Origin of the sequence: Oceanirhabdus seepicola (genome assembly GCF_023684385.1) — a bacterium.
Lineage (GTDB): Bacteria > Bacillota > Clostridia > Clostridiales > Clostridiaceae > Oceanirhabdus > Oceanirhabdus seepicola.
This window is the reverse complement of the sequence record NZ_JAGSOJ010000001.1, coordinates 682952-699026: the sequence shown is the minus strand read 5'-3', so window position 1 is coordinate 699026 and position 16075 is coordinate 682952. Positions and strand designations below refer to the sequence as shown.

Sequence of the window (16075 nt, the reverse complement as noted above, 5' to 3'; positions counted from 1 at the left end):
AATAGTTTTGAATTAATTTTGATATAATTAAAGTTTTAGAAAAATTACAATTTTTTAAGGAAAAAAGTTGTAGATATTTATCTGTGTATATAGTATACTTGGCTTTGCAAGATAAAAACACGAAGGTTTTTGTCGAATTTGTCATTATTATCAGTATTTTATACTAAGGAGGAATACATAATGGAAAAACAAAAGAAACTTTCCCACACTGCATACGGTGGATGCAAGGGTGAAGATTATGTACCGTTTGTCTCTTCTAAAACAGCAATGCCAGAGACAACTGTAATTTCATTAGCAATTGGTGTTTTATTCGCAATTATTTTTGCAGCTGCTAACACTTACCTTGGAATTAAGGTTGGATTAACTATAGCTGCAGGTATCCCAGGGGCAATTTTAGGGACAGGCTTATTAAAAGCTGTTTTTAGAAGAAATAATATTTTAGAAGCAAACATGATAGCTTCTATGGCTGCCATGGGTGAATCTATTTCAGGTGGTATTATATTCACATTACCAGCTATTATCCTATGGGGTATGAAATTAGACTTACAAACTATCGTAATTGTAACTTGTTTAGGTGGACTTTTAGGAGTATTCTTTGTAACTCCTCTAAGACAGTTCTTAATTGTAGAAGAACATGGTAAACTTTCTTATCCTGAAAGTATGGCTGCGGCTGAAGTGCTTGTTTCAGGTAGTGAAGGTGGAGATGGTTTCAAAACAGTTATGCTTGGTTTAATTGGTGGAGCTATGTACAAGATGTTAGCAGGTGGAATCAGATTAATAGCTGAAGAACCTGAATGGGTTATAAAGCCAATGCAAGGTACTATCTTTGGGTTTAATAACGTTGCATCTTTAATGGGTGTAGGATTTATCGTTGGACTAAGAGCATCAGTATATATGTTTGCTGGTTCATTATTAGCTTGGCTTGGAATTATACCTTTAATTAAATACGTAGGTTCAGGACTAGCAGTTCCATTATTCCCATCTACAAAGTTAATTTCAGAAATGAATGCATGGGAAATATGGAGTAAATATATTAGATATATTGGAGCAGGTGCTGTTGCAACAGGTGGATTCATTAGCCTTGCAAAATCTACTCCAACTATTATAAAATCATTTAAATCAGCTATGTCTGGTATCGGTGGAGGAGAAGCTGGTACTGCGGAAAGACATAATTTAGATGCACCTATTACTTGGGTAATTGCATCAGCTATTTTAGTTTTCGTATTAACTTTAGTATTACCTATTGCAAGCGTTAAAGTTGGAATTTTTGGGGCTATTATGATAATTGTTTTCTCATTCTTCTTCTCAGTTGTATCTGCAAGAATGGTTGGACTTATCGGTGCATCTAATAACCCAGTTTCTGGTATGACAATTGCAACATTATTATTTGCTACATCTATCTTAAAAGCTTGTGGTTTCATAGGTGAAAAAGGTATGTTAGCTGCTATCATCGTTGGTGGTATAGTATGTGTTGCTATAGCAGTTGCTGGTGGAACAGCTCAAAGTTTAAAAACTACTTATGTTATTGGTGGTACACCAAAGAACGTTCAGATTGGAATGTATCTTGCATTAGCGATTGCGTCTGTTGCTGCAGGTGGAGTTGTCTTAATGATTAACGATGTTTATGTAATAGGATCAGCTGCTGCTCCAGCACCACAGGCAGGATTAATGTCTATGGTTGTTAAAGGAGTTATGACTGGAGAACTTCCTTGGGCTTTAGTTACTGTAGGAGTTATTATTGCAGTATTCTGTGAGCTTGCTAAACTTCCTATTCTTCCAATAGCTCTTGGATTATACTTACCAATTCACTTAAATGCAAGTATTTTAATTGGTGGTATAGTTAGAGTATTTGTTGAGAAAAAATTCAAGAAGAAAGAAGAACAGCAAAAATTACAAGTTGAAAAAGGAATTCTACTTGCTTCAGGTTTAGTTGCTGGAGATGCCTTAATGGGTATTTTAATTGCTGCATTCACAACACTAGGTATAAACATTGCAGTATTCAAAGATTTAGCTATTGCACAAAATAGTTTTGTTGCTGCTGGAGTATTTATGTTACTAGGATTATGGATTTACAAATACTCAACTAAAGTAACTGAAAAAGCTTTATAAGGTATTTATTTGAACTTGCCTAAGCATAAATAAAATATTTTAATTAATAATAAGAGATAAGGGTTAATGCAACCCTTATCTTAAATTTTTATAAAGGTGATGACTATGGTGTCTAAAACAAACAAAGAAGATAATTTTTTATTATATATCCCTAAAATTAAACATAAAGATTGGGAAGAAAGAAAAGGAAAAGTTTATTTAATCTTTCACCATGACAAAGATATTGAAAGGTTTGTAAGATGGCTTTTCAAGAAATCAACAGTAAGCGATATGGAGCTTGATAAAAGAGGTAGTGCCGTTTGGAAAGTAATAGATGGTAAAAAGAACATTTATGAAATAGCTAAAATTATGAGTGAAAAATTTGGTGACACTCCTGAAGATAGTCAACAAAGACTTATTATGTATATGAGATACCTCCTAAAAAAAGGCTGGATAGCAGTTGAAAAAGGAGAACAATAAACCTTCATATAAAATTGAAGGTTTATTTTTATTTTGCAACTATTTTACAACTTGTATGGGTTTAGTATAAATACTTGTTGTATATTTTAAAAGAAACATATAAAATTAATTTAATTTCTTATGAAGAAGAACCACCATTCATCAGAGTGTGAAATAGTGGTTCTTTCCTTGTACTGCTTTAAAAGGAGAGGGTAACAAATGAATAAAATATTAATAGTAGAAGATGATACATCCATTTCAGATTTGATAAAATTGAATTTAAGAATGGTTAATTATGAAACCGGACAAGCCTTTAATGGGAAAGAAGCTTTAGATCTAATTGAAAAACAAGATTTTGACTTAATTCTTTTAGATGTTATGCTTCCAGAACTAGATGGGTTTAGTGTGCTTGATCAAATCAAGCATAAAAATATACCTGTAATTTTTTTGACAGCTAAAGCTTCAGTTTCAGACAAAGTAAAAGGTTTGAAGATGGGTGCGGAAGATTATATAGTAAAACCTTTTGAATCAATAGAACTTTTAGCTAGAGTTGAAGTGGTTTTAAGACGTTATGGTAAAAAAAATGATGTTTTATACTTTAAAAATTTAGAGATAAACTTAAAAGAAAGAATTGTAAAAAATAATGGTGAGATTGTAGATTTAACTTTAAAAGAATTTGAGCTATTAAATCTCTTAGTTAAAAATAAAGGTATAGCTTTATCTAGAGATAAAATTCTTGAAAAGATATGGGGTTACGACTATTTAGGAGAAACAAGAACTGTTGATATGCATATTCAAAGACTTAGAAAAAAATTGAATTTAAGTGATAATATTAAAACTATATTCAAGGTTGGGTATAGATTGGAGGATTAGATGAAGTTTTGGCAAAAAATATTCATATATTCATTGATATTATTCTTAATAGCATTTAATCTAGGGGGGTACTTTTTAATAGAAAAGAGTCATAACTTGAATTTAGAAAGAGAAATAGATAGGGGGTTAAGTGAGCACTATAGTATTTATACAGGTATTATCTACTATACTATTTTTCCAAGTGGTCTTAATCCAAATAGTTTATCGGACTCTAATAAAGATGTTATGATAAATTATCTGAAAAGCTTTAATAATAAAAATATGTATTTAGAGGTTTTAGATGAAGATAATTCAATGGTTTTTAGTAATCTAGATTTTCATATTTATGAAGAAAGAGAAGAGATTAAATCAGCTATTAGGGATAAAAGAAAATATATAATAAGAGATATTGGAGATAAAACCTTTTTGTTTATTACAAATTTAGTGGATGTAAATGGTGATAGTTTCAAGTTTACATATATAAGAGATGTAACATATGTTTATGAAGATAAACAAAACCAATATAATATTTTTATTGAATTAGAGATTATAATTTCTATCATTTTGGCTATAGGCATGTATATGCTAAGTAAGTACATAACAATTCCTATAGAGCAATTAATAAATTCAACAAAAATAATATCAAAGGGGAACTACTCAGAAAGAGTACATATCAATTCAAAGGATGAAATAGGTCTTTTAGCAGAAAATTTTAATGAGATGTCATCAGCTATTGATGAAAAAATAAATGAATTAAATACAAAGGCTGAAGAAAAACAAAGATTTATTGATAATTTCACACATGAATTGAAAACACCATTAACTTCTATAATTGGTTATGCAGATTTTCTTCGTTCAACTTCGTATAATCAAGAAACTTTTATAGAAGGACTAAATCATATATTTAAAGAAGGAAAAAGATTAGAAGAACTATCATGGAAAATGATGGATTTAACCTTACTAAAAAAAGAAAACTTTAAAATGAAAAATGAAAATATTAGGAATGTACTACTAGATATTAAAGAGGCTATGAAACCTAAATTACAAAATAAAGATATAAATTTAGTAATCTCTGCGAAAGATTACGAAGTTTTTATAGAAAAGGATCTAATAAAAAATTTAGTCATTAATTTGATTGACAACTCAATCAAAGCTTCAAAAGAGGGCAGTGATATATGTTTGAATGTGTATAAAAATATTGAAAAGAAAATTGTTATTGAGATAAAAGATGAAGGTATAGGAATTACAAAAGAGGATTTACCTAAAGTTTTTGAAGCTTTTTATATGGTTGATAAATCAAGAACAAGAGCCAATAATGGTGCTGGACTTGGTCTTTCTATTTGTGCTGAGATAGCCAAGATTCATGGGGCTGAATTGAAAATCGACAGTGAGTTAAATCAGGGCACGTCAATAAAAGTAATATTTAATTAAGTTTTACAACTTTGTTACAACTATTTGATGATTATTATAACTTTTTAGTGTATACTTTCCCTGGGTTAAAGAACTACAGAAAAAGCAATGGTAAAGGGTAAAAAAATTTAATTATAAAATTTATAATACTTTAGGAGGATTTTATATGAACTTAAGAAAAATATTAACTATAGCATTTGTAGGTGTATTATCCGCAGGAATATTTGTAGGATGTGGAAATACTAAAGAAAATATTTTAAACAATGAATCATCAAAAAAAGAAATTAAAGTTGATGTAAGCTATTTAGAGAGCAATAAAAATATGAAAGAAGAAATTACAGAAGAAAGTTCTTTGAAAATAGCAATTGATGGATTTAAAAAATATTTTGATGAAGAATTTAAAAAGGAAGATTTTCAAGTTTATGAAGCTCATCTTTCTTCTAAATATGAAACCAAAACTTTCAATGTAGAATCATATGAATTAGTGCAAACAGATTATGATGAATATTCTAAATATCGTGCAACAATAAATGGTATAACTGGTGAAATTAAATCTATGGGTTGTCTTTTTGTAAAAGAAGCTAAAGACTACAATCATTTTGATGTTGAAAAAGGAAAAAGTATAGCCATTGATTTTATTAAAGAACATAATTTATTAGATGTTGATAAAATAGAATTTATAGATGATTTAACTGATGAGGAAAAGGAATTCAATAAGAAAGAGCCTCATTATTTCTATAGATTTAAAGCTGAAAATGGTTCTTTAGTAATCAGAGTAGATAAAGTTGATTGCATAGTTGGTTTATTTGATTTCCAACAACCTATTACTATGGAAGACTAAGAAACACACGAACTTGTATTTTACTTGTTCGTGTGTTTGCTCTTTAGGAAAGTAAAAATTTCTTAAAGAAACTATTACATACAATCGTGTTTATATCAATAGGTTACATGTTTGTGCGAAATTGTCCAGTTGAATTTCTAAAGAATAAAAATAGGATATAATAAGATTTTACAACTTTGTTACAATGATATGATGATTACGATAACTCCTCGTTATATACTCTAATTGTCTTAAAGATACTAAATAAAATTAATGGAGGAAAATATTATGAAATCAAAAAAATTGGTAGCATTAGCTTTATTAGCAGTAATAAGTGTTGGAGCAGGCAAAGCTTATGCGGAGATATCAAAAAATACAATATCAAAGAATAAATTAATGACTGAGAAGGTTAGTATTCAAGTAAGTGACAATAAGGATAAAGAAGATAAACTTAAAGAAATAGTACTTAAGGCTTTGGAAAAATATTTTAATGAAAAGATAGATGTTAATGGTTCAGAAGAAATTGTACAGTTAATTAAAGCAGATGTTGAGTGGAATAGTCATGGAAAAGACTATTATACAATAGGTTGGGAAAATGGTGAAAAAGGTTGGTATTGTAATATAGCAGAAGATGGAGAAATCTTTGAGTTAGGAATGGATACAGGAACAGATTGGAAAAAAGTTGATTTAATTGATTTAGAAGAAGCTAAAAAAATAGCATTTGATTTTGTAAAGGAAAAGAAATTAATAGATAATATAAATGAATTAGAGTTTTTAGGAGAAGCAACAATCGGCCCTGATACATGTGGTGTGGTATATAAATATGGAGAAGATAAGGGGATACTTATTTCTGTAGATTCTGGTACAAAGAAAGTAAGAGGTTTTACATATAAGAGTGAAAGTGATGCAAGGAAATGTGTAGAAAACACAGATTACAGAGATAGTGGCACACTTGGATAAAAAATAATACAATAGGCTGCACTAAAATAATTAGATTTTAGTGCAGTTATTTTTTGTAATAAGTATTAAAGCGCTAGAAAAGAGCATGATTATAAATAGATTATGTTTTGTTAAGGAATTAAAGCTATTTGGTTACAAATTCACAATAAGTTAATAATAAATATATAAAGAGTTTATTAAAATGAACGTTAATATAAATATAGTAACAATAGAAAAATATGCTAGGGGTGGAAGATATGAAAACAAAAACAATAGAAAAAGTTGTTGAAAAAGTTGATGAAATAAAAAACAAAGGTAGATATATATATTGGGAATATAATGGTGAAGAAATTGAATTTGATTTAAAGGAAATTAAGAAATTTTTACAAGATAAAAAAATAATAGATGAAGTAGAATATATACCTCAATACTTTGTTGTAGAGGTAGAAGAGAAAGAAATAAAAATTCCAAGACAGTATATAGAAGAAATTGTAGATGAGGAATTCATGATCAAGAGAAGTAGAATAAAGAAAACAGCAAAGGTTGCAGGTGCTGCAATTAGTGGAGTTGGAGTAGTTGCAGCTGGAATAACAGCAGCCGCTTTAGCTAGTAAAAAAAGTAAATAGTTTAAAAGTTTAAAGAAGCTATTACTGAAAAGTAGTAGCTTTTTTTAGAAGAGGGGATTCCATGACAAAAGAAACTATAGAAAATATGGTAGAAGAGTTTATTGATTTTATTTTTTTTAAGAATACAAATAAAGAAGAATTGAATAATTATCTATTAAAAGGAGAAGGAAACATTCCTAATAAGTTACCGAATTTAAAAATGAGAGACATAAGGTACGAGGGAAGTTTTAATGTAATAGGTTATTTAGCAATTGATTTTTTTGAAATTGAGTATAATGAAAAGCAAATAGAGATTTATAAAAGATGGGTAAGTCTTTTGGTTAAAATAATAGGAAAAGATATATTAACAGAAATATATCTTGAGGAGAATATAAATAAATTAAATTGGTCTGTTAAGGAGTATACAAAAACTTTTGATATTAGTTTTGAAAATGTTATAAGAAAACAGCTCAAGTATGCAGATAACACTATAGATGACAAAACAATAATAGAATTCCTAGAGGCAAAAGGAGAAAAAGAAGTTTTACATAGCCTATTTAAAGGAAATTTCTCTTCTATGGAGATGACACATAGAATTAATTTCGCTTCTGTGATTTTACCTTTTGTAGAGGACAAAAATAAAGAAGAGGTACTAAAATTTATAAAAGATAATATTAATACTGTATTGGTAGAAAATATATCTTCACATAAATATAGGAGTCATGATACTAAAAAAACTGATAAAGAAGCAATTCCAACATTAGAGAATTATTTTGAACACAGGAATTTAAAAGAAACTGTAGATATTTTAAGAACAGAATTACATCAAAAATATGGTAAATATTCTATTTTAAAAAACGATAAGATAAAAATTTTATTGATATCTGTATTGAAAGTAATAAAGATAGATTCAGATTTGAAATACATAATAGATTTATTTCAAGGTGTATCTCCACTGGGGTTTTTAGATTTAGTAGATGATGTTTATGATGGAAAATTTGATAATCTTGATCAATATAAGACATGTAAGAAAAAGTTTATGGAGTTTTACATAGAAGAAAAATGTTTCATAGCATATGGACTTAATTATGTGGATAATAGCTTTTATGAACCAAAAGAGTTAATCATGGAAATAATAAAATATGAAGGAAAGAACATAAAAGAAGCTATAGATTACGTTCCTTATAAACTTGCTGGTAAGATATGTTCCTTGTGTTTGGACCTAAATGAAGATGAGTTTTATTTGAATTATGCAAGGAATGCTTTTTACAAAACTTTTAAGGACTACTTAGCTTCTAATTGTCACTATACAAAAGAGTATTTTAGGTATTATATATGGTTTTTGAAGGATAATGAAATAAGTGATGTTTTGAAAAAAATAGATAAAAATCTAAGTCAAGGAACGATACATAATCTAACAATAGCTTTTTTATATATTTTTGATTGTAAGGATAATGTTCAATTATTTGTCAAATTATTAATGAATCTTGATGTTAACCTGAAGAAATTTGCATGTACTTTTGCTTTTTATGCTGAGGATAAGGAAAATTCCTTAAGACCTGTTCTTGTAGAACTTTTAAAATATCATAACTTAAAACCTAATAAAAAGAACGAGGTTGATGCTCAGAAAACAGTAAATATATTTCAGTGGGTGAAAAGTGAGAATATAGAAGCAAAATTAAATCTTTTAGATGTGGTATTCAAGGAAGAGGAACTAGAAGTATCACATTTGAGAGGGGCATTAATGTTTTTCAAAGATAAATCTAAACAGGTAAGAGAATTTTGTGCTGAGAAGTTTTCTGAAATACTTGATTCAATGTTTAAATGCTATTTAGATGAGTTTAAAGACCTTTTAAATGACTCTAAGGAAGACATAAGATTATTAGCTGTAAAAGTATTATCTAATTATTTAGAAATAGAAGAAGTAAAATCTATGTTGGAAGACAGGTTTAAAGTTGAAACTGGATTAAAAACAAGAAATACAATAATGGAATTATTGAATTTAGATCCATCTAAGCTTTATGTGGATGAGAATGGAGAATTTGATCTTATAGCGTATTTCCAAAGTCTTAAAATAAAAAAATCACAAAACGTAGTAGACTTTTCTATACTTCCTAAGGTTAGACTTAAGGGGAAAGAGGAATACTTATCTGATGAGATTCTAAATTATTTTGTTAAAGCATACCTAAACAGCAGCGAGTTAAAATTAGTAAAAGATGCAGCTATTGTTTCAAATGCTTTAAATTCAGAGGACTTAGTTAAATTTTCTAATGGAATATATTTTAAATATTTAGAACAGGGTATAGATTCAAAGAGAAAAGGGCTTATTTTACTTGCTGCTGTTCATGGTGATTTTAATACTATAGAAAATCTGAATAAATTAATATTTGAATTAGCTTCAAATTCTAAACATAAGTTGGCGCAATATACTGTCAAGGCTCTTGTTTTAAATGGAAGTTCTCATGCGTTTACCATAGTAAATTCTATTAAAAATAAATATAAATACAAGAGTGTAAAAGAAAGTGCAAGAGAAGCATTTCAACTAGCAGCAAAGGAATTTAACATGAATATTGCTGACTTAGAAGATAAAATCGTACCAAACCTAGGTTTTGAAGGTATATGTTATAAAGAATATGATTATGGTAATAGAATAATTAAAGTATATTTAAGCAATAAATTAGAATTAGAAGTAGAAAATGAAAAAAGAAAGATGTTAAAAAATCTTCCTAAAGCTTCAAAGGATGATATTGAAGAAAGAGTTGAAAAAGCAAAAGTTGATTTTAAAAATCTAAAGAAAGAATTAAAGAATGTGAAAAAACTTCAAGTAGAACGTTTAGAGGAAGCTCTTTTAAGCTTTAGAACTTGGGACACAGAGTCTTGGAAAGAATTATTCTTTAAGAACCCTATAATGAATAGATTAGGAAGAACATTTGTATGGGGAATATATGAAGGTGAAAATTTAAAAGAAGGATTCATATACGATGAGGATATTTTTGGTATAGATTATGATGAAATAGTATTGGAAGAGGACATGAAAATAGGATTAATCCATCCTTTAGAATTAGAAAAAGAGAAATTGAATTTATGGAAAGAAATCTTAGAAGAAAATGAAGTTGTACAACCTTTCCCTCAATTAACAAGAACTATTTATACTGCTTTAGAGGATAAAGAAATAATTGATGAATTTAAAGAAATAAAAATTAATGATGCGAAACTTATTAAAAGATTTACTGATATGGGATGGTTTAAAGGTTCAGTTACTGATGGTGGATGCTATTATGAATATTATCGAGAGTGGGAAGAATTGGGAATAGGTGTTGAAATCACTGTTGATGATTATCTGGATTTCTATGAAGTTGGATATAAAGATATAGCCATAGAAAGTTTAGAATTCTACAAGGCGGGAACTATAGAAAGAGGCTCATATGTATATGATGAAGTTGATAAGGAGAGAAGAATACATCCTAAGAATATTTCAAAGAGAGTGTATAGTGAAGTGATTTATAGTGTATACAAGGCACTAATGTAGTTTATAATACTAAGGAATATTTGCTCGTGAAAGTTTAACTCAAAAGTTAAACCTCATTTCTCTACAATTTGTGAAATGAGGTTTATTTATTAATTCCATTACTTTTTAAGTTTCTTTGCTGTAGATTCAGCTGCTTTTATTAATGGATAGCCTGCAGGTGAAGCGGTTAGCATTGGTTGTGTACCTATCTGAGCTACTAAAAGGTCATTAATTGTCATATTATTCTGGATGATAAAACCAAGTACATTAGTTAATTCTCCTGTACTTTTTCCACCGATAACCTGTCCTCCTAGTATTATTCCATTATCCTTAGATGCAATTAATTTTACCATTTGTTTGTGGGTATCTTCTAAATGTCCAGGATGTCTATCTATTCCAGTGAAGCTTCCTGATACTACATCAAACCCTTCTTTCTTAGCTTGAGCTTCAGTTAATCCAGCAGCACCAAAGCCAGTTCCACCTATATCTGTTGAATAAATACCAATTGTTCCTCTGAAAGCCTTTACAGTGGAAAGGCTATAAAGGTTCATACCTGCTACTCTTGCTTCTGCACAAGCAATTGAAGCAAGCATTGCTCCACTTAATTTTCCAGTTGCGAAATCTATTTTTTCAGAGCAGTCTCCTGCTGCAAAAATATCTGGATGTCCAGTTCTTCTGTACTGATCTGCTTTTATAAAGCCAAGTTCGTTTATAGCTAATCCTGTTTCTTCAGCCAGTTTTATATTAGGACGATATCCCATTGATAAAATTACTGCATCAGCTTCAAGTGTTTCTCCATTACTTAGTAAAACACCAGTAACTTTTTCAGAACCTAATATTCTTTCAACACCTACACCAGTTTTAAGTTTAACACCTCTAGAAGTAAGACATTCTTCTGCTTCAATAGCCAGTTCTTCATCAAAGGAAAGACCCAAAATATGAGGTAATATTTCTACGACGGTTATATCCTTACCATTTTTATTTAACTCATCTGACATTTCAACACCTATGAAGCCAGCTCCAATTGTGATTATTTTATTTATTCCTTGAAGCTTCTGCTGTAATTCATCAAGATAAATTTTCTTCTTAGGAATAGAGAAAACATTTTCAAGGCTTGCTCCTTCTAACCATTTTGGAACATAAGGTGTAGAACCAGTAGCTATTACAAGCTTTTCATAACCTATTTCTTCACCTCCTTTAGTTTTACAAACTTTATTTTTCTTATCAATATTAATTACTTCATCTACTTTAATATTTACTCCTAATTTTATTAGTCCCCCATCAGGAAGAATGTTTTTATCACTTGTTTCAACAGTTCCAAAGATATATGGAATACCGCATGGAATCATAACCTTTTCTTCTTTTCGTATAATTGTAACATCTTTATCTGGATGATTAGATTTCGCAGTAGCAGCTGCAACTAAACCTGCCGCACTTCCTCCGATGATTAATACATTAGTGTTACTCATAATAAGACCTCCTATAAAATATGTACTACCCTTCAATTTTTATTTATATTAAAAATTAATAGATATATGACAATAAAAGAAAAGTTATTAGCATTTGACAATAACTAAAATTTGGCGTACAATCTTATTAGCATATGCCAATAACTAAAATTAGGTATAGAGGGTTATTATATGCCAATAACGAAGAGGTGAAGAATATGAGTAATTGTGAAAGCTGCCCAACAAAAGATAAATGCAGCAGTAAAGAAAACTGTATGATAGAGAATAATCCATTGAATCAAGTTAAAAAAGTAATTGGGGTAATGAGCGGAAAAGGTGGAGTTGGAAAATCTACAGTTTCTGTTTTATTAGCAAATCAATTAAGAAAACAGGGGTATAGAGTAGGAATTTTAGACGCTGATATTACTGGACCAAGTATACCTAGATTAATGCATGTTGAAAATCAAAGAGCAGAAGCTTCAGAGATGGGTATTTTCCCGGTAAATACAAAAAATGGAATGAAGGTTATTTCTTTAAATTTATTAATGGAAGATGAAAATCAACCTGTAATTTGGAGAGGGCCTTTATTAGCTGGGGTAGTAAAGCAATTTTGGACAGATGTAATCTGGGGGGATTTAGATTATTTATTAATTGATATGCCACCTGGAACAGCGGATATAGCGCTAACTGTTATGCAATCAATACCTATTAATGGAGTTGTAATGGTTTCAGTACCTCAGGATTTAGTTTCTATGATTGTAGCTAAAGCTGTTAATATGGCTAGAAAAATGGATATAGATGTTATAGGGGTAGTAGAAAACATGAGTTATATTCAATGTCCTGATTGTAAAACTAAAATTCAAATGTATGATGATGACAATACAGAAGAATTCTTAAAGGATATGAATTTAGACCTTATTGGGGAGCTGCCAATGTGTAAGGAAATTATAGATATTTCAAAGAATGGCATGGAAACGATTAGTGATAACTTAAGTAGTACATTAGATGATATAACAAAGAAAGTTATATCAAAAATATAAAATGAATAATAAGGTGGGATCGTTAATGAAAATTGCAATATCATCATCAGGTAATAATTCAGAAGCTTTAGTAGATTTAAGATTTGGAAGATGTAGTTATTTTCATATTTATGATTTAGAATCTGGAGAAGTTAAGTATATTGAAAATCAGGGGAGTATTTCAGGAGGGGGAGCTGGTATAGCAGCTGCTCAGCAGGTTATTGATGAAGATGTTGAAGGTATTATTACTGGAAATGTAGGGCCAAATGCTTATAATATTTTTGAAAAAACAGAAATAAAATTATTTAAAACTTCAGTTATTTCAGTAAAAGAAGCCCTAGATAAATATAAACAATCGGAATTAGTTGAAATTACTCAAGCAGGACGTGCTCACCAAGGTATGGGAAATGGTCATGGTTTTAGAGGAGGAAGATAATGAACATTGGAGTTTTAAGTGGTAAAGGCGGTACTGGAAAGACTACTATTTCTACAAACCTTGCTTTAGTCATGAATGCTAATTATTTTGATTGTGATGTAGAAGAACCTAATGGATTTATATTTCTAAATCCAGAGAATATAAAGAGTAAAGAGGTAAAGGTAGAATATCCTTTTATTGATGATAATAAATGTATCAATTGCGGTAGATGTGTAAAAGTATGCCAATTTAATGCTCTAGCAATGGTAAAGGAAGATATAGTTTTATTCAATAAATTATGCCACGGTTGTGGTGCTTGTGAGGTAGCTTGTGAAAGTAATGCAATTACTTACAAGAAAAGAACTATAGGTGTAATTGAAGAAGGTAAACATAAAGGTTTGATTTGTAAAAGAGGTCTATTAAACATAGGAGAACCTATGGCTGTACCTATAATAAAAGAGTTATTAAATAGTGCAAAGGAAGGAATTAATATAATAGATTGCGCCCCAGGTACATCATGTAATGTTGTACATTCTATGGAAAAGCTTAATTCAGCAGTACTTGTTACTGAACCTACTAAATTTGGGCTTCATGATTTAGATATGGCTGTAAAGCTTGTAAGAATGTTTAATATTCCTTTTGGAGTTATTATAAACAAGTGCATTGAAGCTGAAAATAATATTACAGAGTACTGCAGAGAAGAAAATATACCTGTATTAGGTAAGGTGCCATATAAGAAAGAGGCTGCAGAATCATATTCAAAGGGAAAATTATTAATAGAGCTTCCAGAGTATAATGAAGTCTTTAATGAAATTAAGGATAAAGTAGAGGAGGTGCTTATGTGGAACTAGTAGTTCTAAGCGGAAAAGGTGGCACAGGAAAGACTACAATTGCAACAGCAATAGCAGAACTTGCTGATAATGTAGTAAAAATTGACTGTGACGTAGATGCACCTAATCTTTACTTGTTTTACGAAGGGAAAAATATAGAGAAAGAAAATTTTTATGGGAACAAAGTAGCTGTTATTGATAAAAGTTTATGTATTGATTGTGGAAAATGTGAAGAGTACTGTAGATTTGATGCTATTAAAGACAATAAAATAAGTTCTTTTCACTGTGAAGGGTGTGGTACTTGCACATTAATATGTCCACAGAAAGCTATAAAGCTTGAAGAGCAAAAAGGTGCAGATATTTTTATTACTCAAACGGATAAGGGGATTATTTCAAGAGCACAAATGGAAATTGGAAGTGATGGTTCAGGTAAGCTTATCACCGAGCTTCGTAAAAAGGGTAAAAAATATGCTAAAGAGAATACCTTAATAATTAGTGATGGTTCACCAGGGATAGGTTGTGCAGTTATATCTTCAGTTACTGGCAGTGATGGGGCTTTAATAGTTACAGAACCTACAAAATCCGGACTTCAGGATTTTACAAGAGTAGCTGAGCTTTGTATGCACTTTGGTGTAACGATATTGGTTTGCATAAATAAATATGATATCAATCAAGAGATATCAAAAGAAATTGAAGATTTATGCAGTAAAAATAATATTAAAGTTGTAGGTAAAATACCTTATGATGATACAGTTATGAAATCTATAAATGAACTTAAACCAATAATTTATTATAAGGAAAGCTCTGCAAATAAAGCAATTAGAGCAATGTGGAAAAATATAAATAAAACAATAAATTTTAGGAGGATTATTTTATGAAAATAGCATTAGCATGTGATGGAAAATTAGTAAGTGGACACTTTGGACATTGTGAAGGGTTTACTGTATATGAGGTTAATAACAATGAGATTAATAACAAAGAATTCGTAGCAAATCCAGGGCACAAACCAGGATTCCTTCCAGAATTTTTAAAAGGCTTAAATGTAAATGTAATCACAGCAGGAGGAATGGGAGCAAGAGCTCAAGAATTATTTACTGAGAATAACATTAAGGTAGTAGTTGGAGCTCAAGGTGACTGTGATGAAGTTATTAAAAAATATTTAAATGGAGAATTAAAATCTACAGGAAGTATTTGTACAGAACACCAACATGAAGGACATTGTAATGAATAATGCCCAGACCTACAAAATGTAGAAAAGTAGAGTTCTTCCCAGAGGATACATATTTTATGCCTTATGGGAAGAAAAAATGTGAAATTGATGAAATTATGTTAATGATTGAAGAACTTGAAGCAATGAGATTAAAGGACATCGAAGGATTGAATCAAGAAGAATGTGCCTTAAAAATGGAAGTCTCAAGGCAAACATTTCAAAATATAATTGATAGTGCAAGAAAAAAAGTAGCAGTTGCTCTGACACAAGGCAAAGCTGTAAATATTACTGGAGGACATTACACAACTAAATCATGTAAGTTTAAGTGTTCAAGTTGTGGAAAGGTATATGATATTTCCTATAAACAACAAAGGTATACATGTCCAGTTTGTGGATCTCATGAGGTGATATGCAGTAAAAAGAATAAAGTTTGTCAAAAATGGTGCGATAGATAGAGTTAAGCCAAGATAGT

Annotated in this window: 15 protein-coding genes; 14 read left to right on the top strand and 1 reads right to left on the bottom strand. The window is 29.8% G+C overall.

Annotated elements, in window-relative coordinates:
• Positions 1–180: 180 nt before the first annotated feature.
• The 8 genes from KDK92_RS03080 (at position 181) to KDK92_RS03045 (ending at position 10702) form a co-directional block, all read left to right on the top strand.
• Positions 181–2109: an OPT family oligopeptide transporter gene (locus KDK92_RS03080; protein WP_250857581.1), complete on the top strand. Its 1929-nt coding sequence runs from the start codon at positions 181–183 to the stop codon at positions 2107–2109.
• A 105-nt stretch (positions 2110–2214) separates the two neighbouring features.
• Positions 2215–2568 (top strand): PqqD family protein, encoded by a 354-nt coding sequence (locus tag KDK92_RS03075; protein ID WP_250857580.1) that lies wholly within the window; start codon positions 2215–2217, stop codon positions 2566–2568.
• A 198-nt stretch (positions 2569–2766) separates the two neighbouring features.
• The gene (locus KDK92_RS03070; RefSeq protein WP_250857579.1) at positions 2767–3420 is read left to right on the top strand and encodes a response regulator transcription factor; all 654 of its coding nucleotides are present in this window, start codon (positions 2767–2769) and stop codon (positions 3418–3420) included.
• Positions 3421–4830 carry a HAMP domain-containing sensor histidine kinase gene (locus KDK92_RS03065; protein WP_250857578.1) on the top strand — a complete coding sequence of 470 codons (1410 nt, stop codon included), beginning with the start codon at positions 3421–3423 and terminating at the stop codon, positions 4828–4830.
• Positions 4831–4975: 145 nt separating this feature from the next.
• Complete coding sequence (locus KDK92_RS03060) at positions 4976–5650, top strand: hypothetical protein (protein WP_250857577.1); 675 nt, start codon at positions 4976–4978, stop codon at positions 5648–5650.
• A 267-nt stretch (positions 5651–5917) separates the two neighbouring features.
• On the top strand, positions 5918–6589 hold the full coding sequence (locus tag KDK92_RS03055) for a hypothetical protein (protein WP_250857576.1): 672 nt from the start codon (positions 5918–5920) through the stop codon (positions 6587–6589).
• A gap of 236 nt (positions 6590–6825) precedes the next feature.
• The gene (locus tag KDK92_RS03050) at positions 6826–7194 is read left to right on the top strand and encodes a hypothetical protein (protein ID WP_250857575.1); all 369 of its coding nucleotides are present in this window, start codon (positions 6826–6828) and stop codon (positions 7192–7194) included.
• Between the two features lie 61 nt (positions 7195–7255).
• Positions 7256–10702, top strand: coding sequence for a DUF4132 domain-containing protein (locus tag KDK92_RS03045; RefSeq protein WP_250857574.1), 3447 nt, complete (start codon positions 7256–7258; stop codon positions 10700–10702).
• Between the two features lie 98 nt (positions 10703–10800).
• Here the strand turns inward: KDK92_RS03045 and KDK92_RS03040 are convergent, their stop codons facing one another.
• Complete coding sequence (locus KDK92_RS03040; protein WP_250857573.1) at positions 10801–12150, bottom strand: FAD-dependent oxidoreductase; 1350 nt, start codon at positions 12148–12150, stop codon at positions 10801–10803.
• A 197-nt stretch (positions 12151–12347) separates the two neighbouring features.
• Between KDK92_RS03040 and KDK92_RS03035 the strand changes: the two genes are divergently transcribed.
• From KDK92_RS03035 to KDK92_RS03010, 6 genes are read left to right on the top strand one after another with little or no spacing between them, the layout of a single operon-like run.
• On the top strand, positions 12348–13169 hold the full coding sequence (locus tag KDK92_RS03035; protein ID WP_276575895.1) for an Mrp/NBP35 family ATP-binding protein: 822 nt from the start codon (positions 12348–12350) through the stop codon (positions 13167–13169).
• 25 nt (positions 13170–13194) lie between these two features.
• Positions 13195–13584, top strand: a complete 390-nt coding sequence (locus KDK92_RS03030; protein WP_250857572.1) for a NifB/NifX family molybdenum-iron cluster-binding protein — start codon at positions 13195–13197, stop codon at positions 13582–13584.
• On the top strand, positions 13584–14414 hold the full coding sequence (locus KDK92_RS03025) for a nucleotide-binding protein (protein ID WP_250857571.1): 831 nt from the start codon (positions 13584–13586) through the stop codon (positions 14412–14414). Before KDK92_RS03030 ends, KDK92_RS03025 begins: the two co-directional genes overlap by 1 nt.
• On the top strand, positions 14405–15271 hold the full coding sequence (locus KDK92_RS03020; RefSeq protein WP_250857570.1) for an ATP-binding protein: 867 nt from the start codon (positions 14405–14407) through the stop codon (positions 15269–15271). Before KDK92_RS03025 ends, KDK92_RS03020 begins: the two co-directional genes overlap by 10 nt.
• A complete protein-coding gene (locus KDK92_RS03015) occupies positions 15268–15624 on the top strand; it encodes a NifB/NifX family molybdenum-iron cluster-binding protein (RefSeq protein ID WP_250857569.1) in 357 nt (118 codons plus the stop codon). Before KDK92_RS03020 ends, KDK92_RS03015 begins: the two co-directional genes overlap by 4 nt.
• Positions 15624–16058 (top strand): DUF134 domain-containing protein, encoded by a 435-nt coding sequence (locus KDK92_RS03010; protein WP_250857568.1) that lies wholly within the window; start codon positions 15624–15626, stop codon positions 16056–16058. The genes KDK92_RS03015 and KDK92_RS03010 overlap by 1 nt, the downstream gene beginning before the upstream one ends.
• Positions 16059–16075: the final 17 nt, after the last annotated feature.